Annotated in this window: 24 protein-coding genes; 13 read left to right on the top strand and 11 right to left on the bottom strand. The window is 74.1% G+C overall.

All coding sequences use genetic code 11. From position 1 onward, the window contains the following. Positions 1 to 103 precede the first annotated feature (103 nt). On the bottom strand, positions 104 to 1,192 hold the full coding sequence (locus NPS70_RS20595) for an SGNH/GDSL hydrolase family protein (RefSeq protein WP_256525962.1): 1,089 nt from the start codon (positions 1,190 to 1,192) through the stop codon (positions 104 to 106). A 150-nt stretch (positions 1,193 to 1,342) separates the two neighbouring features. Between NPS70_RS20595 and NPS70_RS20590 the strand changes: the two genes are divergently transcribed. Then, complete coding sequence (locus NPS70_RS20590) at positions 1,343 to 2,728, top strand: cystathionine beta-synthase (RefSeq protein WP_256525961.1); 1,386 nt, start codon at positions 1,343 to 1,345, stop codon at positions 2,726 to 2,728. 403 nt (positions 2,729 to 3,131) lie between these two features. Here the strand turns inward: NPS70_RS20590 and NPS70_RS20585 are convergent, their stop codons facing one another. Beyond that, complete coding sequence (locus NPS70_RS20585) at positions 3,132 to 3,557, bottom strand: hypothetical protein (RefSeq protein ID WP_256525824.1); 426 nt, start codon at positions 3,555 to 3,557, stop codon at positions 3,132 to 3,134. A 218-nt stretch (positions 3,558 to 3,775) separates the two neighbouring features. On the opposite strand from NPS70_RS20585, the gene NPS70_RS20580 reads away from it, so the two are divergent. Further along, the gene (locus NPS70_RS20580) at positions 3,776 to 4,615 is read left to right on the top strand and encodes a MurR/RpiR family transcriptional regulator (protein ID WP_256525823.1); all 840 of its coding nucleotides are present in this window, start codon (positions 3,776 to 3,778) and stop codon (positions 4,613 to 4,615) included. 217 nt (positions 4,616 to 4,832) lie between these two features. Next, positions 4,833 to 5,360 carry a hypothetical protein gene (locus NPS70_RS20575; RefSeq protein ID WP_256525960.1) on the top strand — a complete coding sequence of 176 codons (528 nt, stop codon included), beginning with the start codon at positions 4,833 to 4,835 and terminating at the stop codon, positions 5,358 to 5,360. A 28-nt stretch (positions 5,361 to 5,388) separates the two neighbouring features. Here NPS70_RS20575 and NPS70_RS20570 read toward each other — a convergent pair whose 3' ends face one another. The 6 genes from NPS70_RS20570 to NPS70_RS20545 form a co-directional block, all read right to left on the bottom strand. Continuing rightward, the gene (locus tag NPS70_RS20570) at positions 5,389 to 5,760 is read right to left on the bottom strand and encodes a hypothetical protein (protein WP_256525822.1); all 372 of its coding nucleotides are present in this window, start codon (positions 5,758 to 5,760) and stop codon (positions 5,389 to 5,391) included. A gap of 141 nt (positions 5,761 to 5,901) precedes the next feature. Further along, positions 5,902 to 6,288 carry a roadblock/LC7 domain-containing protein gene (locus NPS70_RS20565; RefSeq protein ID WP_374212034.1) on the bottom strand — a complete coding sequence of 129 codons (387 nt, stop codon included), beginning with the start codon at positions 6,286 to 6,288 and terminating at the stop codon, positions 5,902 to 5,904. A gap of 79 nt (positions 6,289 to 6,367) precedes the next feature. Beyond that, positions 6,368 to 7,135: a transcriptional regulator gene (locus NPS70_RS20560; RefSeq protein ID WP_256525820.1), complete on the bottom strand. Its 768-nt coding sequence runs from the start codon at positions 7,133 to 7,135 to the stop codon at positions 6,368 to 6,370. Beyond that, on the bottom strand, positions 7,132 to 7,557 hold the full coding sequence (locus NPS70_RS20555; RefSeq protein WP_256525819.1) for a hypothetical protein: 426 nt from the start codon (positions 7,555 to 7,557) through the stop codon (positions 7,132 to 7,134). Before NPS70_RS20555 ends, NPS70_RS20560 begins: the two co-directional genes overlap by 4 nt. Positions 7,558 to 7,845: 288 nt before the next feature. Continuing rightward, positions 7,846 to 8,310 (bottom strand): SRPBCC family protein, encoded by a 465-nt coding sequence (locus tag NPS70_RS20550; protein WP_256525818.1) that lies wholly within the window; start codon positions 8,308 to 8,310, stop codon positions 7,846 to 7,848. After that, entirely contained in the window at positions 8,307 to 9,671 is a 1,365-nt protein-coding gene (locus NPS70_RS20545; protein WP_256525817.1) for a diaminopimelate decarboxylase, read from the bottom strand. Before NPS70_RS20545 ends, NPS70_RS20550 begins: the two co-directional genes overlap by 4 nt. Positions 9,672 to 9,796: 125 nt before the next feature. On the opposite strand from NPS70_RS20545, the gene hutU reads away from it, so the two are divergent. Genes hutU through hutI form a run of 4 tightly spaced genes read left to right on the top strand, consistent with a single transcriptional unit; the run spans position 9,797 to position 15,235 of the window. After that, positions 9,797 to 11,467, top strand: a complete 1,671-nt coding sequence (hutU, locus tag NPS70_RS20540) for a urocanate hydratase (RefSeq protein WP_256525816.1) — start codon at positions 9,797 to 9,799, stop codon at positions 11,465 to 11,467. 17 nt (positions 11,468 to 11,484) lie between these two features. Next, positions 11,485 to 12,675: an allantoate amidohydrolase gene (locus NPS70_RS20535; RefSeq protein ID WP_256525959.1), complete on the top strand. Its 1,191-nt coding sequence runs from the start codon at positions 11,485 to 11,487 to the stop codon at positions 12,673 to 12,675. Beyond that, positions 12,672 to 14,003, top strand: coding sequence for a formimidoylglutamate deiminase (locus NPS70_RS20530; RefSeq protein WP_256525815.1), 1,332 nt, complete (start codon positions 12,672 to 12,674; stop codon positions 14,001 to 14,003). The genes NPS70_RS20535 and NPS70_RS20530 overlap by 4 nt, the downstream gene beginning before the upstream one ends. 56 nt (positions 14,004 to 14,059) lie before the next feature. Further along, positions 14,060 to 15,235, top strand: a complete 1,176-nt coding sequence (hutI, locus tag NPS70_RS20525; RefSeq protein WP_256525814.1) for an imidazolonepropionase — start codon at positions 14,060 to 14,062, stop codon at positions 15,233 to 15,235. A 149-nt stretch (positions 15,236 to 15,384) separates the two neighbouring features. On the opposite strand, the gene NPS70_RS20520 is transcribed toward hutI, so the two are convergent. After that, the gene (locus NPS70_RS20520; protein ID WP_256525958.1) at positions 15,385 to 16,317 is read right to left on the bottom strand and encodes an RNA polymerase sigma factor SigF; all 933 of its coding nucleotides are present in this window, start codon (positions 16,315 to 16,317) and stop codon (positions 15,385 to 15,387) included. A gap of 282 nt (positions 16,318 to 16,599) precedes the next feature. Between NPS70_RS20520 and NPS70_RS20515 the strand changes: the two genes are divergently transcribed. Together NPS70_RS20515 and NPS70_RS20510 are read left to right on the top strand one after the other, a co-directional pair. Beyond that, positions 16,600 to 16,968 carry an STAS domain-containing protein gene (locus tag NPS70_RS20515; protein WP_256525813.1) on the top strand — a complete coding sequence of 123 codons (369 nt, stop codon included), beginning with the start codon at positions 16,600 to 16,602 and terminating at the stop codon, positions 16,966 to 16,968. A 183-nt stretch (positions 16,969 to 17,151) separates the two neighbouring features. Beyond that, complete coding sequence (locus NPS70_RS20510; RefSeq protein WP_256525812.1) at positions 17,152 to 17,655, top strand: ATP-binding protein; 504 nt, start codon at positions 17,152 to 17,154, stop codon at positions 17,653 to 17,655. Positions 17,656 to 17,801: 146 nt separating this feature from the next. Here the strand turns inward: NPS70_RS20510 and NPS70_RS20505 are convergent, their stop codons facing one another. Further along, complete coding sequence (locus NPS70_RS20505) at positions 17,802 to 19,307, bottom strand: peptide MFS transporter (RefSeq protein ID WP_256525811.1); 1,506 nt, start codon at positions 19,305 to 19,307, stop codon at positions 17,802 to 17,804. 495 nt (positions 19,308 to 19,802) lie between these two features. On the opposite strand from NPS70_RS20505, the gene NPS70_RS20500 reads away from it, so the two are divergent. Both NPS70_RS20500 and NPS70_RS20495 read left to right on the top strand, forming a co-directional pair. Next, positions 19,803 to 20,480: a response regulator transcription factor gene (locus NPS70_RS20500; protein WP_256525810.1), complete on the top strand. Its 678-nt coding sequence runs from the start codon at positions 19,803 to 19,805 to the stop codon at positions 20,478 to 20,480. A gap of 77 nt (positions 20,481 to 20,557) precedes the next feature. Beyond that, positions 20,558 to 21,823, top strand: a complete 1,266-nt coding sequence (locus NPS70_RS20495; RefSeq protein WP_256525809.1) for an ATP-binding protein — start codon at positions 20,558 to 20,560, stop codon at positions 21,821 to 21,823. Positions 21,824 to 21,847: 24 nt separating this feature from the next. On the opposite strand, the gene NPS70_RS20490 is transcribed toward NPS70_RS20495, so the two are convergent. Continuing rightward, positions 21,848 to 22,369, bottom strand: a complete 522-nt coding sequence (locus NPS70_RS20490) for a GtrA family protein (RefSeq protein WP_256525808.1) — start codon at positions 22,367 to 22,369, stop codon at positions 21,848 to 21,850. Positions 22,370 to 22,500: 131 nt separating this feature from the next. On the opposite strand from NPS70_RS20490, the gene NPS70_RS20485 reads away from it, so the two are divergent. Both NPS70_RS20485 and purE read left to right on the top strand, forming a co-directional pair. Beyond that, positions 22,501 to 23,694: a 5-(carboxyamino)imidazole ribonucleotide synthase gene (locus NPS70_RS20485; protein WP_256525807.1), complete on the top strand. Its 1,194-nt coding sequence runs from the start codon at positions 22,501 to 22,503 to the stop codon at positions 23,692 to 23,694. Beyond that, the gene (gene purE, locus NPS70_RS20480; protein ID WP_256525806.1) at positions 23,691 to 24,227 is read left to right on the top strand and encodes a 5-(carboxyamino)imidazole ribonucleotide mutase; all 537 of its coding nucleotides are present in this window, start codon (positions 23,691 to 23,693) and stop codon (positions 24,225 to 24,227) included. The genes NPS70_RS20485 and purE overlap by 4 nt, the downstream gene beginning before the upstream one ends. The last annotated feature ends 1 nt before the right edge of the window (position 24,228 follow it).

The raw sequence follows: 24,228 nt of genomic DNA, 5'->3' as shown, positions 1-24,228 counted from the left end.
TCTAAGCGTGCGCTTGCTCAGTCCAGTGTGCCATGCCCGGCCCCGAAGCGCGCCGCCGTTCCGGGCGGCGGAGCCCGCCGCCCCCGGCCCCGCCGGGCGGCCCTCAGCGGCGGTGTGCCCGGTCCGGAGGGTTCCGGTCCGCCCCCCGGTCGCGGCCTCCTTCCGGGACCGGGCCGCCCCCGGGGGCCCGCTCGGCGGGCGCCCCGTCGCCGGCCGCCCCCTGCGCGGCGCCCTGGCCGGCCTCCGCCGCGGGCAGCCTACGGCGCCTGCGGTGCTTGAGCAGTGCCCAGGGAGCCCGGGCCCCCGTCACCTCCGTGCCCGCCTCCGAGGCCGCCGTGGCCGCCGCACGGGCCACCGGCAGCAGATCCTCGTGGCGGTCGGCCTCCAGGGCGTCGCCCTCCGGCCACAGGCCCAGCGCGGCGCACAGCGTCGGGAGCATGGCCATCGCCGCCGTCGCGTACCCCTCCGCCGAGGGGTGGTAGTTGTCCGCCCCGAACATCTCCCGGGGATTGGCGGCGAACTCGGGGCCCAGCAGGTCCCCGAGCGAGACCGTGCGGGCGCCCTGCTCCACCGCCACGATCGTCTGCGCCGCCGCCAGCTGGCGGCTGGCCCGCCGGGCGAGCCAGCGCAGCGGCTGGTAGACCGGTTCGATGGTGCCGAGGTCGGGACAGGTGCCGACCACCACCTCCGCACCGGCGGTGCGGAGCCTGCGCACCGCCGCGGCCAGGCAGCGCACCGACTGCGTGGCGGGCATCCGGTGGGTCACGTCGTTGGCGCCGATCATGACGACGCAGAGGTCCGGGGTGCGTGTGCGGTCGGCCAGCAGCCGGGTGACCTGGCGCTCCAGGTCGTCGGACTGCGCACCCGGCAGGGCGATGTTGCGGACCTCCACCGGCCGCTCCGCCACCGCCGCCAGCCCCGAGGCCAGCAGCGCCCCCGGGGTCTGCCCGGCCCGGTGCACCCCCTGGCCCGCCGCCGTCGAGTCGCCGAGGACGGCCAGGTGCAGGGGGTTCTCGCGGCCGAAGGACAGTCCGTACAGTCCGTTGCCGCGCGGTGGGACGGGTGCGGTGCCCCCGCCCACCGACCGCTTCGCCAGCTGGACCTCCGCGAGCAGCACCCCGACCGCGGCCACGCCCACCAGCCCGATGCCGCCGCCGCCGTACGCCGCGCCAGCCGCGATCCGCCTGGCCACCCTCGCCCTGGACACAGCCACCTCCTCGCGGCCGTCTCAGGCCGCAGTCTCGCCCCTACAAGACGTAACTGCCCCGTTGTGCACGTCGCCCAATCACTCCCGCATCCGGCATACGCTGGCGGCATCATGACGGAGACCCCGGAGAAGACAGTGCGTATCCACGACTCGATGATCAGCCTCGTCGGCGACACCCCGCTGGTGAAGCTGAACAACGTGACCGACGGCATCTCGGCGACGGTGCTGGCCAAGGTCGAGTACTTCAACCCGGGCGGTTCGGTGAAGGACCGGATCGCCCTGCGGATGATCGAGGCCGCCGAGCAGAGCGGCGAGCTGAAGCCCGGCGGCACGATCGTCGAGCCGACCAGCGGCAACACGGGCGTCGGCCTGGCGATCGTGGCCCAGCAGAAGGGCTACAAGTGCATCTTCGTCTGCCCGGACAAGGTGTCCACCGACAAGATCAACGTGCTGCGTGCCTACGGCGCCGAGGTCGTGGTCTGCCCGACCGCCGTCGACCCCGAGCACCCCGACTCGTACTACAACGTCTCCGACCGCCTGGTCCGCGAGACGCCGGGGGCCTGGAAGCCCGACCAGTACTCCAACCCCAACAACCCGCGCTCGCACTACGAGACGACCGGCCCCGAGCTCTGGGAGCAGACCGAGGGGCGGATCACCCACTTCGTCGCGGGCATCGGCACGGGCGGCACCATCTCGGGCACCGGGCGCTACCTCAAGGAGGTCAGCTCCGGCGCGGTGAAGATCGTCGGCGCCGACCCCGAGGGCTCGGTCTACTCGGGCGGCTCCGGGCGCCCGTACCTGGTCGAGGGGGTGGGCGAGGACTTCTGGCCCACGGCCTACGACCGCGAGGTCACCGACGAGATCGTCGCGGTGTCCGACAAGGACTCCTTCCAGATGACCCGGCGCCTGGCCAAGGAGGAGGGGCTGCTCGTCGGCGGCTCCTGCGGCATGGCGGTCGTCGCGGCGCTCCGTGTCGCCGAGCGGCTCGGCCCCGACGACGTGGTGGTGGTCCTCCTGCCGGACAGCGGTCGCGGCTACCTCTCGAAGATCTTCAACGACGAGTGGATGGCCGACTACGGCTTCCTGGAGAGCGGCGGCGCCAGCGTCGCCGACGTGCTCCGCCACAAGGAGGGCGGCGCCATGCCCAGCCTGGTGCACATGCACCCGGACGAGACGGTCGGTCAGGCCATCGAGGTGCTCCGCGAGTACGGCGTCTCCCAGATGCCCATCGTCAAGCCCGGTGCGGGCCACCCGGACGTGATGGCCGCGGAGGTCGTCGGCTCGGTGGTCGAACGGGAGCTGCTGGACGCGCTGTTCACCAAGCGCGCCTCGCTGGGCGACCCGCTGGAGAAGCACATGTCCGCGCCGCTGCCGCAGGTCGGCTCGGGCGAGCCGGTCGCCGACCTGATGTCGGTGCTCGGGGAGTCCGCGGACGCGGCGATCGTGCTGGTCGAGGGCAAGCCGACCGGTGTGGTGAGCCGTCAGGACCTGCTCGCGTTCCTGGCCGGCGAGACCAAGTGACGGTGGTCCCGGGGCAGTCCGGGCGGCTGCCCCGGGATCCGCGGAGCTCGGGCCGCGCGCCCGTGTGACGTGCCGTCGGACGGGCTTCGCGGAACCGGTACGAGCACGTCACGTCCGCGCAGCACCGGCTTAACACGCACCCGGCACAGTGGTCGGCGTCGGCAGGGGAACCGGGCAGGTGAACCGACCCGACAGGACGGCGTCCAGGACAGACGGAGCGGCTCCCGGACCTCCAGGACGCCCGGACGCGCCGACCGGTCCTGACCCGGTCCGTGTCCCTCGCGGGGACCGCCGTCGTCCCGCCCCCCGGCGCGGCCGGGGGTGCGGCGGTCCCCGCGCACGACCCCCCGCCCCGGGCACCGCGGCGGTGCGCCCCGGGGGCGCGCCCCTCGCGGCGCACGGCTCAGGTGCCGGACCCGCCCCCCGTGCCCCGGCGTTCGCGCTGCCACGGCCATCGCCGCGAGGCGTGGGCGGTGCTGACCCCGACGATGCCGAGCCAGGTGATGAGCAGCCCGGGCAGGCCGGCGTGGGAGGCTCCGATCGCGGAGAGCGGGATCGCCAGCACCAGTGTCACGACGGCGACGCCGTAGCGGCCGCCGAAGCCGTGCTCCGCGTCCCGGGCCGCGGTACGGGTGCCGCCGCGCGCGACGACCATCTGCTGCTCGGCGAGCTGCCTGCGCACACGGCGGTCGACGGTGGTGTCGAGCCGCTGCTCGACCTTCTCCAGAAACGACTCGACCAGGGCCGAGTCGTAGTCCTCGCCGAGTTCGCGGCGGGCGTCCAGGGTGGCGGCGAGCTCCTTCTCGAGCTCCTTGTCGCGGGCATCCATGCGACGACGTTATGCCCCGGGGGGCGCCCCGTCACTGGGGACAGCCCCCGGGAGGACCGGGGGCTGTCCCCGCCGGGCCCGCGGCGTCCGCCCCGCCCGGCCCGGGCGGCTCCGGCACCGGAGGCCCGGACCTACCCGGGCGTACCGCTTGCCGCCCTGTATAAGGTCATGCAGAGTTCTCGATGACTGAATACCGGGCCGGGAGGAGGGCGAGGGGCGTGAGCGAGGGCCCTGCCGCACGGCTCCAGGAGCTCTTCGAGGGGCACCGGCTGACCCCCACCCAGCGGCGCATCGCCCACAGCATGGTCCGCCGCGCCGCCGACGTGCCCTTCCTGTCCAGCGTGGAGCTGGCCGAAGTCGCCGGGGTCAGCCAGCCGTCCGTGACCCGCTTCGCCGTGGCCCTCGGCTTCGACGGCTACCCGGCGCTGCGGCGCCACCTGCGCGAGGTGGCGCCCCCCGAGGCGGCCCCGGTGCCCCAGGACGCGCCGAACGAGTACCAGCAGGCCGTGCACGCGGAGATCGAGAACCTGCACCACCTGGCCGCGCTGCTGGCCGACCCCGAGCCGGTCGAGCGGGCCGGCCGGCTCCTGGCCGCCTCCCGCCCCCTTCCGGTGCTCGGACTGCGGGCCGCCTCCTCGCAGGCCCGGGGCTTCGCCTACTTCGCCGCCAAGGTCCATCCGGACGTGCGGCTGCTCGACGAGGGCGGCTCGATGCTCGCCGACCGCATCGACTCGGCACGCCGGGCGGGCGCGAGCGTCCTGCTCTGCTTCGCGCTGCCGCGCCATCCGCGGGAGGTCGTGGAAGCGCTGGAGCACGCCCGGGCCGCCGGTCTGACGGTGGTGACCGTCGCCGACTCGGCCTTCGCGCCGGTCGCCGCCCACAGCGACCTGCTGATCCCGGCCCCCGTCGGCACGGGACTGGCCTTCGACACCGCCTGCGCGCCCATGCTGCTCGGCCGGGTGCTGCTGGAGGCGCTCTGCGACGGGCTGCCCGACGCCCAGGCCCGCCTGGAGGACTTCGACGCGCAGGCGGCGGAGCGCGGACTGTTCGTCGACTGACCCGGTTCCCGCGCACCGCACCGCGCCGCCCGCTCTCATGCTCCCCTCAGACGGGGCCGCTATCCTCCCCGGCCGGACACGCATTCCGAGGAGGGAGCGGCAGGTGGCACGCGGACGGGTTCGGAGCAGGTCGGAGAAGGAGGCCGCCGCGGCGGCCGGGCCCGGGGCGCGCCCCGCGGCCCGGGATCGCGGGACCCGGTCGCTCGCCCGGGTCGCCGTGGCGGTGCGCGCCCCCGCCGCTCCGCTGTGGTGGCTGGGCGTGGTCGCCGCGGCCGTCGGGCTGGCGGTGCCGGGGCTCACCGGCCGCCGGATCGGCGTCCTGGCCGGGGCCGCCCTCTTCCTGGTGGCGGCCGCCGTGGCCGCCCTGTTCCGCCGGGGGCGCTACACCCACTTCGCGGAGAGCGCGACCCGGGCGGGGCGCCACGACCTGCTCCAGGACCGGCGGGTGACGCTCCGGCTGCGCCGCCGGGCCCTGCGCGGGCGGCTGTCGGCGGCCTTCCTCGCCGCCGTGGCCTCCGCGTTCGCGGTGCCCGCGGCGGGCGGGGCGGTGCTGGCCGGAGCGGCGGCCGGGCTGTGGTTCAAGGCGCTGTGGATCGGCCGCCGCGAGCAGGCGGCCGAGACCCTGCTGTGGGTGCGCACGGACTGGCTCCCCGGCGGGCCCGTGGGCCCGAAGGCCGGGGGCTTCCGTGCCACGGGGATCGCGGCGGGCGACGCCGCGCCCGGTGGGGCGCGGCGCCGGGCCTGACGGCGGGGAGCGGCCGAACGCCGGTACCTCAGACCTCCAGTTCGTTCTCGATCTTCCGGAGCTGGTGGCGGGCCATCGCCAGGTTGGCCCGGTCCTTGTCCAGCGCCAGGTAGAGGAAGAGCCCGGCCGAGGTCCTGCTCTTCAGCAGCCGGATCAGGTGGTACTGGGTGCCCAGGGTGATCAGGATGTCCTCGATGTCCTCCTTGAGGCCCAGGTGCTCCATCGTGCGGACCTTGGCGCGCACCACGTCGGTGTTGCCCGCGGCGGCGACGTTCAGGTCGAGTTCCTTGCCGCCTCCGATGGTTCCCAGCGCCATGCCGCTGGAGTAGTCGACGAGGGCGGCACCGACCGCCCCTTCGATGGTGAGGGCTTCCTTGAGGGCGGTCTCGGTGTTGGCCATGGCAGGCGTACGTTCCTTCCGTCTGGTCTTGCTGATCTGGTTCTGCCGGTGTGCGTGCGGCGCGTGCCGGACGCACGGGTGGTACGGGTCGGACGGGGTGGGGTGGAGCGGCGGCTCCGGGATGGTCCCGCGGACCGGGGGTCAGCCCTCCTGGGTCCGCTCCAGGGCGCCGTCGACGAGTTCGCCGATGCGGGCGCCGGTGCGGCGCGCCTCCAGATGGAGCCGGCCGACGTTGATGCGGGGCTCGGCCAGCACGGTGAGTACCGCGGAGGCCCCGGCCGCGTACGTGGCCACATAGCCCCGCTCGCCGCGGACGAGCAGTTCCTTGAAGCCGCCCTGCCCGGTCGCCTCGGTCAGGCGCAGCCCCACGCCGAGCGCTGCGGCGGTGAGGGCGGCCACGCCCTCCGCCTCGGCGGTGTCCGCGGCCAGGACCAGCCCGTCGGAGCTGGCGGCGAGGGCTCCGGTCAGCTGCGGCACCCGTGCCCGCAGCCTCCTGATCTCGCCGAGTACGTCGGCCTCTGCCGTCATGAGCAGTCTCCTCTCGGCGCGCAGCCGCAGCGCGCGCCTCATGACGGTTCGCGCCGGGCCCGGTGGGTCGGGCGGTGAATCACAGGCTTGCCTCCAGTGCGTCGCGGAGCCGGCGTAACAGGGCGATGTCCGGGTCGTCGGAGAAGTCCGGGACCCAGTCGGGAAGCCGGGCGCGAGGTGTGCAGGCCGGGTCGGGCGGGGTCTCGACGAGCCCCGCCGCCGCCATCCGCCGCACCTCCACCAGCGTGTTGAACGCGGGCCGTCCGATCACCCGCGCGATCGCCGGCGGGGTGCGCACGCCGTCGGCGAGGGCGAGCAGCGCCCGCTGCCTGCGGGACGCGCCGGGGGAGGCCGGCGCCGGGCGCAGTGGTGCGGTGTCCACGCCGGGGTAGGGCCACAGGGCCTCCAGCAGCCCGCGGCGCCGACTGGCCTCGCGGGCGACGTCCGCGGCGGGCACGGGCCGGATGCTGCCCATCCAGTGGGCGACCCCGTAGCGGAAGCGGGTCGGGCCTCCGGCCGGACCCAGGGTGAAGAACGCGGCGTCGTGCAGGGCGGCGAGGTGGCAGAGTTCCAGTTCCCCGCCGGTCACCTGCCCGCTGTCCACGAGGAAGCGGCCCACCTCGCGGCGGGCGCCGGCCCGGGCGACGGCGTCGTCCCAGCCCGTGCGCCCGAGTCGGCCGCCCGCGATGAGCAGCACGTCCAGGCCGGGTGCGGCGGGGCTCTCCGCGTGCACCACCTGGCCGTCCGACAGGTACAGGGCGCCGTGGTCCCGGACGAGTACGCCCGTCGCCCGTTCCTCCGCGAGCCGGGTCAGCGTCGGGGAGACGGCGGCCGTCGGGGTGCTCATGCGAGGACCAGCCGCTCGGCGATGTCGGCCAGCCGGAGTCTGGCCAGGGCGAGGTTGCCGGTGTCCCGGTCGAGCCACAGGTGCAGGAAGACGCTGCTGTCGAAGGTGGTCTCCACGAAGCGCATCACGTGGTAGCCGGAGCTGGTGGTGACGATCACGTCCTCGACGGGTAACCCCTTCGCCCCGGTCCCCTGCCGGGCGGGGGCCTCGCCGGGGGGCTGCGCCGCCTGGGGCGAGAACGACCGGTACTCGGTGGCCATGCGGGCCATCTCGGCGGTCTCCGCCGCCGTCGCCTCCACGTCGCCGCCGGGGCTCTCCCCGATGGCGCCCAGGGCGAGTCCGCTGGTCCAGTCCACGATCGTCGCGCCCCGTGCTCCGGGCACCACCATGGCCTGAAGCAGGCACTCGTCGATTCCGGGCACGTGGATCTCCCTCCCCACCTCGGTGCGGCGTGCACATATGGCGCGCGCCGGTGACGGAGAGGTTACGCAACGTGCTGTGCCGAGGAGGGAGTTCTGGCATTTTCCATCGGGACTTGCCCCGAAGGCTGTACGCTCCGCGCCCCATATGTGCACAACGCGGCGAGACGTCCGCCGGAGCACTCGTTTCCGGCCGGATTCACGCCGTGCCCCGGGCCCGGCTCCGGGGCGGTGCCGCCCCGCCTCTCCCGGGGCTCTCCCCGGCGGCCCGGACCCGCGGGGGCGTCCTCCTCAGGGGTGCCGCGCCTCCGCCGCCCGCGCCATGTCCGCGAGGTCCCGGGCGATCGCGCGGCGCGCGGCGCGGGCCCCGACCGGGCCGAGGAGGCGGGCGAGCAGGCCCCGGGGGCCGTCGGGGAGCGAGGCGGAGAAGGTCATGCGCACGGTCGTGGCGCCCTCTCCCGCGGTCAGCAGGAGGAACTCCGAGACGTAGTGCGTCCCGTGCGAGTCGGCTTCCACCACGTAGCGCTCGGGCGGCTCGCAGGCGGTGACCGCCATCTCCTCGGTGCCCTCCGCGCCGAGCATCCGGCGGGTCTCGCGCCAGCGGGTGCCCACACCGAACCCGCCGGGCGTCAGCACCTGGACCCGGTCGACCCCGGTGAGCACCTCCTCCCAGCTGCCGATGTCGGTCATGGCCTCCCACACCGGGCCGGGAGGCGCCTGGACGAGTTGCTCGACGACGATGCTGCGGGCTGTCATGCCTTCATGGAATCACCGGGGTCCGACAGGCGCCCCCGGGCCGCCGGCAGGGCCAGCAGCGCGTCCCGGTGCCCGGCTCCCGCCTCGGCGACGATCTCGCCGGCCCGCTGGGCCTCGCGGACGGTGGTGAAGGAGATCCCCCCGGGGCCCTCGGTCCAGCCGTGGACGGCGACCCGGGGCAGGCTGTTGTAGCCGTAGTGGCTGGCGAAGCAGTACGCCCCGGTGTCCAGTGCGGCCACCACGTCCCCCGGGTGCAGCAGCGGCAGCGGGCGCCGCTCGGCGAGCAGGTCGCCCGCGAAGCACGCCGGTCCCGCCACGTCCTGCTCCACGGCGGGACCGGTGCGCGGTGCGCCGGCCGCGTCGTAGGCGGCGATCCGCAACGGCCAGGACTCCGGTGCGTAGACCGTGCGCGTGGCGACCTGCACCCCGGCGTGGGTGATCGCGATCGGCCTCCCGCCCGCGCTCTTGGTGTACTCGACCCGGGCGAGGACCAGGCCGTGCTTGGCGACCAGGGAACGGCCGAACTCGGTGACCAGCCCGTACCGCCCGTCGAACAGACCCGGGACCCGCGCGGCCAGCAGCCCGGCGTACTCCCGGAAGGAGGGGGCGTGCTCCTCGGAGGCGAAGTTCACGGGGAGCCCGCCGCCGATGTCGACCGTGTCGATCCGGCGCTCCCCGGCCGCCGCGTTGATCTCCTCGGCGAGCAGGTACGCGGCCTCCACGGCGTCGGCCATCCGGTCCAGGGCCATCCCCTGGGAGCCGGAGTGGGTGTGCAGCCGGGTCAGCCAGGGGCGGTCGACGGCGGTGCGGACCAGGTGCCGCCGGGCCCCGGGGTCGGTGAGGGGGAAGCCGAACTTGGAGGTGGCCGTCGCGGTGGACAGCGCCCCGATGCTGCCGCCGCCGACCTGCGCGTTGACGCGCAGTCCGATCGGGGACGCGGTGGGCGCGGCGGCCGTCAGGGCGTCGAGCCGGGCGAGTTCCTGGGGGTTGTCGGCGTTCACCGCGACACCGAGGGCGAGTGCCTCGCGCAGCTCGGCGCGGGTCTTGGCGGGGGAGTCGAGGACGATCCGCTCCGGGGGCAGTCCGGCGGCGCGGGCGATCGCCAGCTCGCCGGGGCTGGCCGCCTCCGCCCCGAGGCCCTCGGCGTGCAGCAGGGCGAGCACCGGTACCAGCGGTGCGGCCTTCACCGCGAAGGCGTGCAGCACGGGTGCGCCGGTCACCGCGGCGAAGGCCGCGCGCAGGGCGGCGGCGGAGGCGCGCAGACCGGCCACGTCGAGGAGGGCGGTCACCGGCTGCTCCCCGCCGAGGAGCCCCTGTTCCACGGCCGCGCGGACGGCCCGGTCGCGGAGGTCGGAGGTCATGGGCGCCAGCCAATCACCGGTCCCGACCCGCCGCAGCTGTTGACTAGAAGTATTCATCCCATCAGGATGTGAATACCTGGTTCACACCCGGTACATGCCGGCTTGTCGCGAGGAGGCACCCGCCCATGTCAGGACCCCGCCCCGTACGGGCACCGCGCGGTACGTCGCTGAGCACCCTGGGGTGGCAGCAGGAGGCCGCCCTGCGGATGCTCCAGAACAACCTCGACCCCGAGGTCGCCGAGCATCCGGACAAGCTGGTGGTCTACGGCGGCACCGGCAAGGCCGCCCGCGACTGGCGCTCCTTCGACGCCATGGTGCGCACCCTGCGGACCCTCAGGCAGGACGAGACGATGCTCGTCCAGTCCGGCCGCCCCGTGGGCGTGATGCAGACCCACGAGTGGGCCCCGCGGGTCCTCATCGCCAACTCCAACCTGGTGGGCGACTGGGCCACCTGGGAGGAGTTCCGCCGCCTGGAGCAGCTGGGCCTGACCATGTACGGCCAGATGACGGCCGGCTCCTGGATCTACATCGGCACCCAGGGCATCCTCCAGGGCACCTACGAGACCTTCGCCGCCGTCGCCGCCAAGAAGTTCGGCGGAACCCTCGCCGGGACCATCACGCTCACCGCCGGCCTCGGCGGCATGGGCGGTGCCCAGCCCCTGGCCGTCACCATGAACGACGGCGTCGCCCTGTGCATCGACTGCGACCCGCGCGCCATCGAGCGCCGCATCGAGCACCGCTACCTCGACGTCAGGGCCGACTCGCTCGACGAGGCCCTGCGCCTGGCGGTGGAGGCCCGCGACGCCCGCCGCCCCCTGTCCATCGGCCTGCTCGGCAACGCGGCCGAGCTGCTGCCGCGGATGCTCGCCGAGGGCGCGCCGGTCGACATCGTTACCGACCAGACCAGCGCGCACGACCCGCTGTCCTACCTTCCCGTCGGCATCGCCTTCGAGGACATGGCCGAGGCCGCCGCCAAGGACCCCGCGGGGTTCACCGACCGCGCCCGCGCGTCCATGGCCCGCCACGTCGAGGCGATGGTCGGCTTCATGGACGCGGGCGCCGAGGTCTTCGACTACGGCAACTCGATCCGCGGCGAGGCCAAGCTCGCCGGCTACGCGCGGGCCTTCGACTTCCCCGGGTTCGTCCCCGCCTACATCCGGCCCCTGTTCTGCGAGGGCAAGGGCCCCTTCCGCTGGGCCGCGCTCTCCGGAGACCCGGCCGACATCGCCCGCACGGACAAGGCCGTCCTCGACCTCTTCCCGGAGAACGAGTCGCTGGCCCGCTGGATCCGGATGGCGGGGGAGCGGGTCAGCTTCCAGGGCCTGCCCGCCCGGATCTGCTGGCTGGGCTACGGGGAGCGCGACCGGGCGGGCGAGCGCTTCAACGACATGGTCGCCCGCGGCGAGCTGACCGCCCCCCTGGCCATCGGCCGCGACCACCTGGACTGCGGCTCGGTCGCCTCCCCGTACCGCGAGACCGAGGCCATGCGGGACGGTTCCGACGCCATCGCGGACTGGCCCCTGCTCAACGCCATGGTCAACGTGGCCTCGGGCGCCTCCTGGGTCTCCCTCCACCACGGCGGCGGCGTCGGCATGGGCCGCTCCCTCCACGCGGGCCAGGTCACCGTGGCCGACGGCACCCCGCTGGCGGGCGAGAAGATCCGCCGGGTGCTCACCAACGACCCCGGCATGGGCGTCATCCGCCACGTCGACGCGGGCTACGACATCGCGGAGTCGGTCGCCGAGGCCAAGGGCGTGCGCGTGCCGATGCGCGAGGGCGGGCAGGAGCAGGCGTGAGCGACTCGTTCCACCGCATGTGGGCCGACCTGGCCCCCGTCGGCCGCCATCCGGACTCCGGCGGCTACCGCCGCTACGCCTGGACCGGCGCGGACACCGACTGCCGCGCCTGGTTCAGGGCCCAGGCGGAGGCCCGCGGCCTCGACTGCGAGACCGACCGCAACGGCAACCAGTGGGCCTGGCTCGGCGACCGGACCGCCGGTGACGCGGTGGTCACCGGCTCCCACCTGGACTCGGTACCCGACGGCGGGGCCTTCGACGGCCCGCTCGGCGTCGTGTCCTCCTTCGCCGCGCTCGACGAACTGCGCCGCAGGGGGGCGCGGTTCACCCGGCCGCTGGCCGTCGCCAACTTCGGCGACGAGGAGGGCGCCCGCTTCGGGCTCGCCTGCGTCGGCTCCCGGCTCGCCGCCGGGCAGCTGACCCGGGAGGCCGCCTTCGCCCTGCGCGACGCCGACGGCGTCAGCCTGCCGCAGGCCATGGAGGCGGCCGGCCACGACCCCGAGGCCATCGGGCCCGACCCGGAGCGGCTGGCGGGCATCGGCGCCTTCGTCGAACTCCACGTCGAGCAGGGGCGGGCGCTGGACCTCACCGGCGACGCCGTCGGCGTCGCCTCCGCGATCTGGCCGCACGGGCGGTGGCGGTTCGACTTCCGCGGGGAGGCCAACCATGCGGGCACCACCCGGCTCGCCGACCGCCGCGACCCCATGCTGACCTACGCGGAGACGGTGCTCGCCGCCCGTCGCGAGGCCGAACTGGCGGGCGCGGTGGCCACCTTCGGCAAGGTCGCCGTCGAACCCAACGGGGTCAACGCCATCCCCTCCCTGGTGCGGGGCTGGCTCGACTCCCGCGCCCCCGACCAGGCCGCGCTCGACACCGTGCTGGCCGCCGTCGAGCGGGCCGCCAGGGAGCGCGCCGAGCGCGACGGCACGGACGTGGCGGTGGTGCGCGAGTCCTTCACCCCCGTCGTCGAGTTCGAGCACGCCCTGCGCGACGAGATCGGCCGGATCCTCGGCGGCTCCGTTCCGGTCCTGGGCACCGGCGCCGGACACGACGCGGGCATCCTCTCGGCCTCGGTGCCGACCGCCATGCTGTTCGTGCGCAACCCCACCGGCGTCTCCCACTCCCCGGCCGAGTACGCGGCCGAGGACGACTGCGTCGCGGGTGTCCGCGCGCTCGCCGACGTACTGGAGGGACTCGCGTGCGGATGACCGCCTACTGGCTGGAGCACGCCTGGCTCGGCGACCGGGTCGAGCCGGGCGTCGTGCTGGAGGTCTCCGGCGACCGCATCGCCGCCGTGCGCACCGGCACCCCGGCGCCGCCGCCCGGCGCCGAGGTGCTGAGGGGCCTCACCCTCCCCGGGCTCGCCAACGCCCATTCGCACGCCTTCCACCGGGCCCTGCGCGGCACCGTGCAGACCGGCTCGGGCACCTTCTGGACCTGGCGCGAGGTGATGTACCGGGTGGCCGACCGGCTCACCCCGGACAGCTACTTCGCGCTCGCCCGCGCCGTCTACGCGGAGATGGCACTCGCCGGCGTCACCGCCGTCGGCGAGTTCCACTACGTCCACCACGCGCCCGGCGGGACGCCCTACGCGGACCCCAACGCCATGGGGGAGGCCCTGATCGCGGCGGCTGCCGAGGCCGGCATCCGGATCACCCTGCTGGACACCGCCTACCTCTCGGCGGGTTTCGGCGAGCCCCCCGGCCCCCACCAGCTGCGCTTCTCGGACGGCACGGCCGAGGCCTGGGCCGAGCGCGCCTCGGCGCTGAAGGAGTCCCCGCACGCCCGCGTCGGGGCGGCCGTCCACTCCGTGCGGGCCGTTCCCGCCGGCCAGCTGGCGACCGTCGCCGCCTGGGCGGCCGAGCGCGGCGCGCCGCTGCACGTCCACCTCTCCGAGCAGACGGCGGAGAACGAGGCGTGCCTGGCCGCGCACGGCTGCACACCGGCCCGGCTGCTCGCCGACCACGGTGTGCTCGGGCCGCGTACCACCGGAGTCCACAACACCCACCTGACCGACGAGGACATCGCGCTCGTCGGCGCCTCGGGCACCGGCACCTGCATGTGCCCCACCACCGAGCGGGACCTCGCCGACGGCATCGGCCCCGCCCCCGCCCTCCAGGCGGCCGGCTCGCCGCTCTCGCTCGGCAGCGACAGCCACGCCGTGGTCGACCCCTTCGAGGAGGCCCGCGCCCTGGAGCTCAACGAGCGGCTGCGCAGCCGCACCCGGGGCCACTGGACGGCCGCCGCCCTGCTGCGCGCGGCCGCCGAGGACGGCCACCGGGCCCTGGGCTGGGAGGGCGCGGGACGCCTGGCGGCGGGCGCGCCGGCCGACTTCGCCGCCGTCGCCCTCGACTCCGTGCGCACCGCCGGCCCGGAGCCCCTGCTCGCCGCCGAGACCGCGGTCTTCGCGGCGAGCGCCGCGGACGTGCGGGACGTCGTGGTGGGCGGCTCCCGGATCGTCCGGGACCACGGGCACACCCGCGTTCCCGACCCGGCGGCCGCCCTGTCCGCCGCCGTCTCCGCCCTGCGCGGCTGACCCCGCCCCCGCCGGCCCCGACCCCCGGCCCCGCACCCGGCCCCCGGATTGGACCCATGACCACCACGCTCCTCACCGGCATCGGCAGTCTCGTCACCAACGACCCCTCCCTGGGCGACCTCAGCCCCCTCGGCGTCGTGACGGACGCCGCGCTCGTCATCGACGGCGACGGGACCGTCGCCTGGGCCGGGCCCGCGGCGGGTGCCCCGGCCGCCGACACCGTCCACGACGCCCGGGGGGCCGCCTGCATCCCCGGTTTCGTCGACTCCCACTCCCATCTGGTCTTCGCGGGCGACCGGACCGCCGACTTCCACGCCCGGATGTCCGGCCGCCCCTACTCCGCGGGCGGCATCCGCACCACGGTGGCGGCCACCCGCGCCGCCACGGACGAGGAGCTGGAGGCCAATCTCACCCGCTACCTGGGCGAGGCCCTGCGACAGGGCACGACCACCTTCGAGACCAAGTCCGGGTACGGGCTGACGGTCGAGGACGAGGCCCGCGCCCTGCGCATCGCCGCCCGCCACACCGACGAGGTGACCTTCCTCGGCGCCCATGTGGTCTCCCCCGAGCACGCGGACGACCCGGCGGCCTACGTCGACCTGGTCACCGGCCCCATGCTGGACGCCTGCGCCCCGCACGCCCGCTGGGTGGACGTCTTCTGCGAGAAGGGCGCCTTCGACGCGGACCAGGCCCGGGCGGTGCTCACGGCGGGCGTGGGCAGGGGCCTGGTGCCGCGGGTGCACGCCAACCAGCTCTCCTACGGCCCCGGCGTGCAGCTGGCCGTGGAGCTGGGAGCGGCCTCGGCCGACCACTGCACCCACCTCACCGACGCGGACGTCGACGCCCTGGCGAACGGGAGCACGGTCGCCACGCTGCTGCCGGGTGCCGAGTTCTCCACCCGCGCCCGGTGGCCCGACGCCCGGCGCCTGCTGGACGCGGGCGCCACGGTCGCCCTCTCCACCGACTGCAACCCGGGCTCGTCCTTCACCTCGTCCATGCCCTTCTGCATCGCCCTGGCCGTCCGGGACATGGGCATGACCCCCGACGAGGCCCTGTGGTCGGCCACCGCGGGCGGTGCGGCGGCCCTGCGCCGCACCGACGTCGGCCGCCTGGCGCCCGGCACCCGCGCCGACCTGGTGCTGCTCGACGCCCCCAGCCACGTCCACCTGGCCTACCGGCCGGGCGTCCCGCTGGCCCGGGAGGTGTGGCGGGCGGGCCGCCGCCTGGTCTGAGCCGCCGCCCGGACCCGCTCGGCCCGCCCCTCCCGGCGCGGGGTGCGCACCACGGGCAGGCACGGCCGCGGGGGAACGCCGACAGGGCCCGTTCCGGGGGAACGGGCCCTGTCGGGGCGGCAGGCCCGAAGGCCCGCCGGGAGCGCGGCTCAGCTCTCGGCGGTCAGCCCCTTGCGCAGGGTGACCAGCGTTCTGGAGAGCAGCCGGGAGACGTGCATCTGGGAGATGCCCAGCTCCTCGCCGATCTCGGACTGCGTCATGTCGGAGACGAAGCGCATGGACAGGATGCGCCGGTCGCGCGGCGCCAGGCTGGCGATCATGGGCTTGAGCGACTCCACGTACTCGATGCCCTCGATGCCGTTGTCCTCGTAGCCGAGGCGGTCCGCCAGCGCGTTCTCGCTGTCGTCGTCCTCCGGCTGGGCGTCGAGCGAACTCGCCGTGTAGGCGTTGCTGGCGGCCATGCCCTCGACGACCTCGTCGCGCCCGATGCCCAGGTGGTCCGAGAGCTCGTCGACGGTGGGCGCGCGGTCCAGCCGCTGCGCGAGCTCGTCGCCCGCCTTCGCCAGGTCCAGACGCAGCTCCTGGAGACGGCGCGGCACCCGCACCGACCAGGAGGTGTCCCGGAAGAAGCGCTTGATCTCGCCGATGATGGTCGGCATCGCGAAGGTGGGGAACTCGACGCCGCGGCTCAGCTCGAAGCGGTCGATCGCCTTGATCAGGCCGATCGTGCCGACCTGGACGATGTCCTCCATCGGCTCGCTGCGGCTGCGGAACCGCGAGGCGGCGAACTTCACCAGGGCCAGGTTGAGTTCGATCAGGGTGTTGCGTACGTAGGCGAACTCGTGGGTGCCCTCTTCGAGGGACGCGAGGCGGTCGAAGAGCGTCCGCGACAGCGCGCGGGAGTCCAGCGTGCTCAGCTCGTCCGCGGGAGGGATCTCGGGCAGCTCCGGCAGCCCGCCGGGTCCCTCCTCCGAAGCGGTCGCGCCGGAGTGGCGGGGTGGGGCGGCGGTGGTGTCCTGGGTCGCCGACGTCGCGGTCTCGGCGGTCGTCTCGTCGAGCCGGGGTGACATGGTCTCCTCCATCGTTCTCGGCATATGGCTGCCGATGCCGTGCATGTCCATTGCGGTGAGCGGCGCCTCCGAGGCCGGCCGTGTCGGGTGTGTCCCTCTAGCCCTATCGGTTCCGAGTGGCCGATCGCAAGTGGTGAATGCCCGATTTGCCGGTAAGGTGGGTCACTTCGACTACCCGTCGACGGGGTGAGGGCGTAGGGTTCGGCGGGTGTCTGCCCACCGCCCGGCGGGGGGCGCGGCATGCAGGACGGAACAGTGGACGAGGCAGCGACGACACGGCGAAGAGGGACGGGCATGGACCGCGAGACGGTCGGCAGCGTGAACCGGGGCCGGCTTCAGGTCGAGGTTCGGACCGAGGGCCGCAGCGAGATTGTGAAACCGGCGGGTGAGTTGGATCACCACACCGCCGAACTGCTGCGCGCGCCCTTGGACGAGGCGATCGACCGGGGCCGGGTGCGGCTGGTGGTCGACTGCTCCCAGCTCGACTTCTGCGACTCCACGGGGCTCAACGTCCTGCTGGGGGCGCGTCTGAAGGCGGAGGCGGGCGGTGGAGGGGTCCATCTGGCGGGCATGCGGCCCGTGGTGGCGAGGGTCTTCGAGATCACCGGGGCCGACGCCGTCTTCACCGTCCACGACACCCTCGAATCGGCCCTGGTCGACTGAGTCCGCGGGCGCGGTGTTGCACGTGTCACGTGGGCAACGCGAACCTCGCGGGTGTCGTCCCGATTCGGTCGGGCAGGAGAACCCCCACGAATACCCCGCGGATGCTCCGCGGAACGTACGGCTGTCCGGTACGGACCGTACGACGACATTGGCGAACTGGTGAATCGGTGAGGTGAAGCGCTGATGAGCACCACCCGGCAGCAGCAGCCGGGCGAACTCGGCCCCGAGCCGAGAGGCACGGGCGCGGCACCCGCCGTTCCCGCACCGGCGGCGGCCGGCGGCGCGTTGCGCCGCCTCACCCTTCGCCATGCCAGCGGAATCGTCCCGCTCGCCCGTGACTTCACCCGCCAGGCCCTCCACGACTGGGGCTGGCTGCCCGCCGGTTCCGCGGACCGCAGAGCGGCCGCCGAGGACGTCCTCCTGGTGGTCTCGGAGCTCGTCACCAACGCCTGCCTGCACGCCGAGGGGCCGGAGGAGCTGCGCATCGGCTGCGACGGCAAGGTGCTGCGGCTGGAGGTCGTCGACCAGGGGGCCGGGCAGCCCGCCCCCCGCAGGCCCCATCGGGCCGGACGGCCCGGCGGCCACGGCATGTTCATCGTGCAGCGCCTGTGCCTGGACTGGGGCGTGACGAGGACCCCGGGCTCCGCCGGCAAGACGGTCTGGGCCGAACTGGCCGCGCCCGCCTGAAGGTTGCCCTTCCGGCTCCACCGCGGCGCCCGTTCCCGCGGTCCGCGCCGTACCTGCCCCGCGCACCCCGTGCGGAACGGCCCGGCACCCCCCGAGGGGTGCCGGGCCGTTCCGCACGGGGTGCGCCGGGCGGGCCCGGCGCAGCCTCAGCGCACGTCGCCCATCAGGGCCCGGATCTTACGGCCGGCCGTCATGAACGCCAGCCCCGCGACCACCGCGACGACGGCCCACAGCGAGTAGTAGAGGGCGTCGCCCAGGGGGGCGTTGAGCTTGGTGGTCCACCCGTTGAGCGCGTTGCCCGTGGCGGTGGCCAGGAACCACAGACCCATGATCTGGCCGACCAGCTGCTTCGGTGCCAGCTTGGTCGACAGGGACAGGCCGACGGGGGAGAGGCACATCTCGCCGACGGTCTGGACGAGGTAGACGCTCAGCAGCCAGAAGACCGTGACCTTGCCGGTGTCGCTGTTCGCGGCGGCGGCGCCCGCGAGGCCCATGATGGCGAAGGAACCGCCGATCAGGAGCATCGCCAGCGCGAACTTCATCACCGTGCTGGGCTCGCGGTTGCGCTGGGCCAGCTTCACCCACAGTGCGGCGAAGAGCGGGGCCAGGATGATGACCATGGCCGGGTTCACCGACTGGTACCAGGAGGTCGGGAACTCCCAGCCGCCGATGACGCGGTCGGTCTTGCCGTCGGCGAAGAGCGTCAGCAGCGAGCCGGACTGGTCGTAGATCATCCAGAACAGCACGGCCGTGACGAAGAACCACACGAACGCCTTGATCTTCGAGCGGTCCCCGCCCCGGAGCTCCGGGTTGCGGAACATCGCGACGAAGTAGAGCACCGGCACGACCACGCCGAGCACGGCGAGCACGTTGACGACGTGCTCTATGTCGTAGGTGCCGAGCGCGATGTCGGCCAGCAGCGCCGCCACCGCGACACCGGACCACAGCAGGGCCTTGCGGAGCGCGGCGCGCTTCTCCTCGGGGCTGGCCGGTGTGCCCGGCTCCTTGCCGACGTCGCCCAGGTGCTTGGCGCCCAGGACGTACTGGACGACGGCGAGCGTCATGCCGATGCCGGCGATGGAGAAGCCGAGGTGCCAGTTGACCTTCTCGCCGACCAGGCCGACCGCCAGCGGCGCCACCACGGCGCCGATGTTGATCGCCATGTAGAAGAGCGAGAAGCCGGCGTCCCGCCGGGCGCTGGACTGGCCCTCGTAGAGCCCGCCGACCATGGCCGAGATGTTCGGCTTCAGCAGGCCCGTGCCGAGGGCGATGAGGACCAGGCCGAGGAAGAACGCGATGTCGGAGGGGATCGCCAGGGTGTAGTGGCCCAGTGCGATGACGATGCCGCCGACGAGCACCGCCTTGCGCGCGCCCCAGAGCCGGTCGGCGATCCAGCCGCCCGGCATGGCCGCCATGTAGACGACCGCGTTGTAGACGCCGTAGATGGCCGCGGCCAGCGCCTCCCGGCCCTCCATGGGGCCGTCGAGCACACCCGCGACCAGGTACAGGACGAGGATGCCGCGCATCCCGTACCAGGAGAAGCGCTCCCACATCTCCGTCATGAAGAGCGTGGCCATTCCGCGTGGGTGGCCGAAGAAGGTCTTCTCGCCGCCAGGAGTGCTGGCCGAGTCCTTCGTCAGGCTGGACGCCATGGTGGTCAATCCTCGTCAGTTCGGGACGCGCCGCCTTGTGGGCGGGCCGACGCCCGGTGGGGGTGGCCGGTACCGGCACGGGTCCGCCCCGCCCCACGCCGAGGGGCCCGCCGCCCCGTGCGGGGGCGGCGAGGGGGGACCGCGCCGGGATCCACACCCCGCCCGCCGTCGGCGGACGGAGCCCGGCCCATAGCTCGTCGACTGCTCTGCGCCGTGCGGCCGGGAAGGCCGGCCGCGCACGACAAGAGGGACCTTCGGCACGACATCACCAAAGGCCCCAGGATGTTACGTCAGTCGAATCGACACGATACGACATGACAGTGCGGCATTTGGAAGGACTTGAGACATCAATCACAGGTGATCATGGAACCGGCCCCGTAGAAACAAAGGTCTCCGACAGGATTGCACCCCTCGATCGCGGACGGAACCACGCCTCGGCGCCTCCCTCCGTGATCACGCCACGGTCGCCGCGCCACGCGGACTACCATCAGGTTCATGACGCGTGTACTGCTCGCCGAGGACGACGCATCCATCTCCGAACCCCTGGCCCGCGCCCTGCGCCGGGAAGGCTACGAGGTGGAGGTGCGCGAGGACGGCCCGGCCGCACTCGACGCCGGACTCGCGGGCGGCATCGACCTCGTCGTGCTCGACCTCGGCCTGCCGGGCATGGACGGCCTGGAGGTCGCCCGGCGGCTGCGCGCCGACGGGCACACCGTGCCCATCCTCGTCCTCACCGCACGGGCCGACGAGGTGGACACCGTGGTGGGCCTGGACGCGGGCGCCGACGACTACGTCACCAAGCCCTTCCGCCTCGCCGAACTGCTCGCCCGCGTCCGGGCCCTGCTGCGCCGCGGCGCCACCGAGCCCACGCCCGCCCCGGCCACCCACGGCGTGCGGATCGACGTCGAGTCCCACCGGGCCTGGATGGGCGACGAGGAGCTCCAGCTCACCGCCAAGGAGTTCGACCTGCTGCGCGTCCTGGTCCGGGACGCGGGCCGGGTCGTGACCCGCGACCAGCTGATGCGCGAGGTCTGGGACACCACCTGGTGGTCCTCCACCAAGACGCTGGACATGCACATCTCCTGGCTGCGCAAGAAGCTCGGCGACGACGCGGCCAACCCCCGGTACATCGCCACCGTGCGCGGCGTGGGCTTCCGGTTCGAGAAGTCCTGATACGCAGGCACCATGACCGCCCTCCCCGGCCCGACGGGCCACCGCTCCCCGGCCCGCCCCGACGCGCGACCCGCCGCATGCGCCGCCGTCTGATCAACTCCACGCTCGCCGTGGTGCTCGTCGTGATCGCCGTCTTCGGCGTCTCCCTGGTGGTGGTCGAGACCCGCACCATCAGCAGCAGCGCCCAGGAGAGCGTGGAGTCCGAGGCCCTGCGCCTGGCCAGCATCGTGGACTCGCGGCTGGTCGGCGGGGAGCCCGTCAACCCGGACATCATCGCCGAGCAGACCGACACCCGGCGGTACGCGGAGATCCGCATCCCGGGCCGTGCCCCGATCGAACTCGGCACCCGGCCCACCGGCAGTGTGATCCGCGCCAGCGCCGAGGGCGAGCAGGACACCACGGTCACCGTCGAGGAGTCCCGCTCGGCGGTCACCCGCGAGGTCGGCCGGTCCCTGCTGATCATCGGCGCGGTCGCCCTGGTCGCCGTCGTCGCCGCCGTGCTGCTGGCCGTGCGCCAGGCGAACCGGCTCGCCTCCCCGCTCACCGATCTCGCCGAGACCGCCGAGCGCCTGGGCTCCGGCGATCCCCGCCCCCGCCACCGCCGGTACGGGGTGCCCGAGCTGGACCGGGTCGCCGACGTGCTGGACGCCAGTGCCGAGCGCATCGCCCGGATGCTGACCGCCGAGCGCAGGCTCGCGGCCGACGCCTCCCACCAGCTGCGCACTCCGCTGACCGCGCTCTCCATGCGCCTGGAGGAGATCACGCTGACCGACGAGCCGGAGACGGTGAAGGAGGAGGCCAGCATCGCCCTGGCCCAGGTGGAGCGCCTGACCGACGTCGTGCAGCGGCTGCTGACCAACTCCCGCGACCCGCGGACCGGCTCCGCGGTCGCCTTCGACCTCGACGAGGTCGTCAAGCAGCAGCTGGAGGAGTGGCGGCCCGCCTACCGCAGCTCGGGCCGCGCCATCGTGCACTCCGGCCGGCGCGGGATGCGGGCGGTGGGCACCCCCGGAGCGGTGGCCCAGGTGCTCGCGGCGCTGATCGAGAACTCGCTGATGCACGGGGGCGGCACCGTCGCCGTGCGGACCCGCGTCACCGGCAACCAGGCCGTGGTGGAGGTCACCGACGAGGGGCCCGGCGTCCCCGCCGAGCTGGGAGCGCGCATCTTCGAGCGCACCATCAGCGGGCGCAACTCGACGGGCATCGGCCTCGCGGTCGCCCGGGACCTGGCGGAGGCGGACGGCGGCCGGCTGGAGCTGCTCCAGCAGCACCCGCCCGTGTTCGCCCTCTTCCTCAGCCGCGTGGCACGCGAGCACCGGGAGGAGAAGCCCACGGTCCGCTGAGTCCCCGCCCCGGGCCGGGCCGCACTAGCGCCGGCCCACCGGGTCCGGTGCCGGCTCGCGGACGCGGCGCTGCTCCAGGACGGCCTCCGCCCGCTGCACCGCCTCCCGCGCGGGCAGTGTCCGGAAGACCCAGGTGCGGTAGGACCAGAACCGGAACAGCGTCGCTATCCCGATGCCGAGGAACTTGAACACGTTGCTCTGGAGCGGGGTGTCCCAGCCGAAGCCGTAGGTGGCCGCGTACAGGACGCCGTTCTCGATCACCAGCCCCGCCGCGCTGAACAGCAGGAAGAGCGAGAGTTCGCGGGTGCGGCGGCTCTTGTCCCGGTCGCGGTAGGCGAAGTACCGGAAGCCGAGGTAGTTGAAGGCGATGGCCACCACGGTGGCCAGCACGGACGCCCGCACCACCGGCAGGTCCGTGGCATGGCGCACCAGGTTGAACACGCCCAGGTTGACCAGCAGGCCCGCGCCCCCCACGGCACCGAACCTGGCCGCCTCCCGCGCGAGCCGCCGCAGCCGCCCGCGCAGTCCTCCGCCTCGTTCGCTCATGGTGGGTGTCCAACCTCGTCGGCTTCGCCGTGTCGGCGGTGTCGAGCGGCAGTGTCGACACCGTCATGCTAACCACGCGGCCACCGGGCCGCCCGGGCCGCACGGGGGCGGTGTGACGGCCGCTACACCGCTTGTCGGAACATACGGGGGACGGAGGCGGTCGCCTCGGCGGATACCCTGAAGGGGTGACGTTCCCGGTAGTCGGCATGGTCGGTGGCGGTCAGCTCGCCCGAATGACCCATGAGGCGGGTATCCCCCTCGGCCTGAAGTTCAAGCTCCTCAGTGACACTCCCCAGGACTCGGCGGCCCAGGCCGTCGGCGACGTCGTCGTCGGCGACCACCGCGACCTGGACACCCTGCGCGCCTTCGCGCGCGGCTGCGACGTGATCACCTTCGACCACGAGCACGTGCCCATCGAGCACCTGCGCGCCCTGGAGGCCGACGGCATCCCCGTCCGCCCGGGGCCTGACGCCCTGGTGCACGCCCAGGACAAGGGCGTGATGCGCGAGCGGCTCGACGCCATCGGCGCGCCCTGCCCGCGGCACCGCATCGTCGCGGACCCGGCGGACGTCGCGGCCTTCGCCGAGGAGGCCGGCGGGTTCCCGGTGATCCTCAAGACGGTCCGCGGCGGGTACGACGGCAAGGGCGTGTGGTTCGTGCGCTCGCGGGCCGAGGCCGAGGCGCCGTTCAAGGCCGGCGTCCCGGTGCTCGCGGAGGAGAAGGTCGACTTCGTGCGCGAGCTCGCCGCGAACATCGTCCGCTCCCCGCACGGCCAGGCCGTCGCGTACCCCGTGGTCGAGTCCCGGCAGGTCGACGGCGTCTGCGACACCGTGATCGCTCCGGCCCCCGGCCTCGGCGCGGAGCTCTCCGGCCAGGCGCAGGAGCTGGCGCTGCGCATCGCCCGGGAACTCGGCGTGGTCGGCCACCTGGCGGTCGAGCTGTTCGAGACCACCGACGGGCGCATCCTGGTCAACGAGCTGGCGATGCGGCCGCACAACTCCGGCCACTGGACCCAGGACGGCGCGGTGACCTCGCAGTTCGCCAACCACGTCCGGGCCGTGCTCGACCTGCCGCTCGGGGACCCGCGTCCGCGCGCTCCCTGGACCGTGATGTGCAATGTCCTGGGCGGCGACTACCCGGACATGTACCAGGGGTACCTGCACTGCATGGCCCGGGACCCGCAGCTCAAGATCCACATGTACGGCAAGGACGTGAAGCCCGGCCGCAAGGTCGGCCATGTCAACACCTTCGGCGACGATCTCGACGACGTGCTGGAGCGCGCCCGTCACGCCGCCGACTACCTGCGAGGAACGATCACCGAATGAGCGCTGTCGTCGGCATTGTCATGGGCTCGGACTCCGACTGGCCCGTCATGGAGCTGGCCGCCCAGGCCCTCGACGAGTTCGAGATCGCCTACGAGGTCGACGTCGTCTCCGCCCACCGGATGCCCCGCGAGATGATCGCCTACGGCGAGCAGGCCGCGGACCGCGGCCTGAAGGCGGTCATCGCGGGCGCCGGGGGAGCGGCCCACCTGCCGGGGATGCTGGCCTCCGTCACCCCGCTGCCGGTCATCGGCGTGCCCGTCCCGCTGAAGTACCTGGACGGCATGGACTCGCTGCTGTCGATCGTGCAGATGCCGGCCGGGGTCCCGGTGGCCACCGTCTCCGTCGGCGGCGCCCGCAACGCCGGGCTGCTCGCCGCCCGGATCCTCGCCACCCAGGACGGGGAGCTGATGGACCGGATGCGCGCCTTCCAGCAGGAGCTGAACGACCAGGCGACGGAGAAGGGCAAGCGCCTGCGGGCACGGGCGGCCGGTGCGGACGCGTTCGGCTTCGGGAGCCAGGGGGCCGGGAAGTAAC

The sequence above is a fragment of the Streptomyces sp. C10-9-1 genome (assembly GCF_024497955.1).
In the GTDB taxonomy this organism is placed as follows: domain Bacteria; phylum Actinomycetota; class Actinomycetes; order Streptomycetales; family Streptomycetaceae; genus Streptomyces; species Streptomyces sanyensis.
Note: the sequence above shows the minus strand (reverse complement) of the source record. Positions and strands in the feature narration are given on the sequence as shown.

What these genes read in the sequence shown, in the direction of transcription:
- NPS70_RS20585 (WP_256525824.1), bottom strand. Translation starts at nt 3,557, where the DNA reads ATGGATGCCCGCGACAAGGAGCTCGAGAAGGAGCTCGCCGCCACCCTG.
- NPS70_RS20570 (WP_256525822.1), bottom strand. Translation starts at nt 5,760, where the DNA reads ATGGCCAACACCGAGACCGCCCTCAAGGAAGCCCTCACCATCGAAGGG.
- NPS70_RS20565 (WP_374212034.1), bottom strand. Translation starts at nt 6,288, where the DNA reads ATGACGGCAGAGGCCGACGTACTCGGCGAGATCAGGAGGCTGCGGGCA.
- NPS70_RS20560 (WP_256525820.1), bottom strand. Translation starts at nt 7,135, where the DNA reads ATGAGCACCCCGACGGCCGCCGTCTCCCCGACGCTGACCCGGCTCGCG.
- NPS70_RS20550 (WP_256525818.1), bottom strand. Translation starts at nt 8,310, where the DNA reads ATGACAGCCCGCAGCATCGTCGTCGAGCAACTCGTCCAGGCGCCTCCC.
- NPS70_RS20545 (WP_256525817.1), bottom strand. Translation starts at nt 9,671, where the DNA reads ATGACCTCCGACCTCCGCGACCGGGCCGTCCGCGCGGCCGTGGAACAG.
- hutU (WP_256525816.1), top strand. Translation starts at nt 9,797, where the DNA reads ATGTCAGGACCCCGCCCCGTACGGGCACCGCGCGGTACGTCGCTGAGC.
- NPS70_RS20535 (WP_256525959.1), top strand. Translation starts at nt 11,485, where the DNA reads ATGTGGGCCGACCTGGCCCCCGTCGGCCGCCATCCGGACTCCGGCGGC.
- NPS70_RS20530 (WP_256525815.1), top strand. Translation starts at nt 12,672, where the DNA reads ATGACCGCCTACTGGCTGGAGCACGCCTGGCTCGGCGACCGGGTCGAG.
- hutI (WP_256525814.1), top strand. Translation starts at nt 14,060, where the DNA reads ATGACCACCACGCTCCTCACCGGCATCGGCAGTCTCGTCACCAACGAC.
- NPS70_RS20520 (WP_256525958.1), bottom strand. Translation starts at nt 16,317, where the DNA reads ATGGAGGAGACCATGTCACCCCGGCTCGACGAGACGACCGCCGAGACC.
- NPS70_RS20515 (WP_256525813.1), top strand. Translation starts at nt 16,600, where the DNA reads ATGGACCGCGAGACGGTCGGCAGCGTGAACCGGGGCCGGCTTCAGGTC.
- NPS70_RS20510 (WP_256525812.1), top strand. Translation starts at nt 17,152, where the DNA reads ATGAGCACCACCCGGCAGCAGCAGCCGGGCGAACTCGGCCCCGAGCCG.
- NPS70_RS20505 (WP_256525811.1), bottom strand. Translation starts at nt 19,307, where the DNA reads ATGGCGTCCAGCCTGACGAAGGACTCGGCCAGCACTCCTGGCGGCGAG.
- NPS70_RS20500 (WP_256525810.1), top strand. Translation starts at nt 19,803, where the DNA reads ATGACGCGTGTACTGCTCGCCGAGGACGACGCATCCATCTCCGAACCC.
- NPS70_RS20495 (WP_256525809.1), top strand. Translation starts at nt 20,558, where the DNA reads ATGCGCCGCCGTCTGATCAACTCCACGCTCGCCGTGGTGCTCGTCGTG.
- NPS70_RS20490 (WP_256525808.1), bottom strand. Translation starts at nt 22,369, where the DNA reads ATGAGCGAACGAGGCGGAGGACTGCGCGGGCGGCTGCGGCGGCTCGCG.
- purE (WP_256525806.1), top strand. Translation starts at nt 23,691, where the DNA reads ATGAGCGCTGTCGTCGGCATTGTCATGGGCTCGGACTCCGACTGGCCC.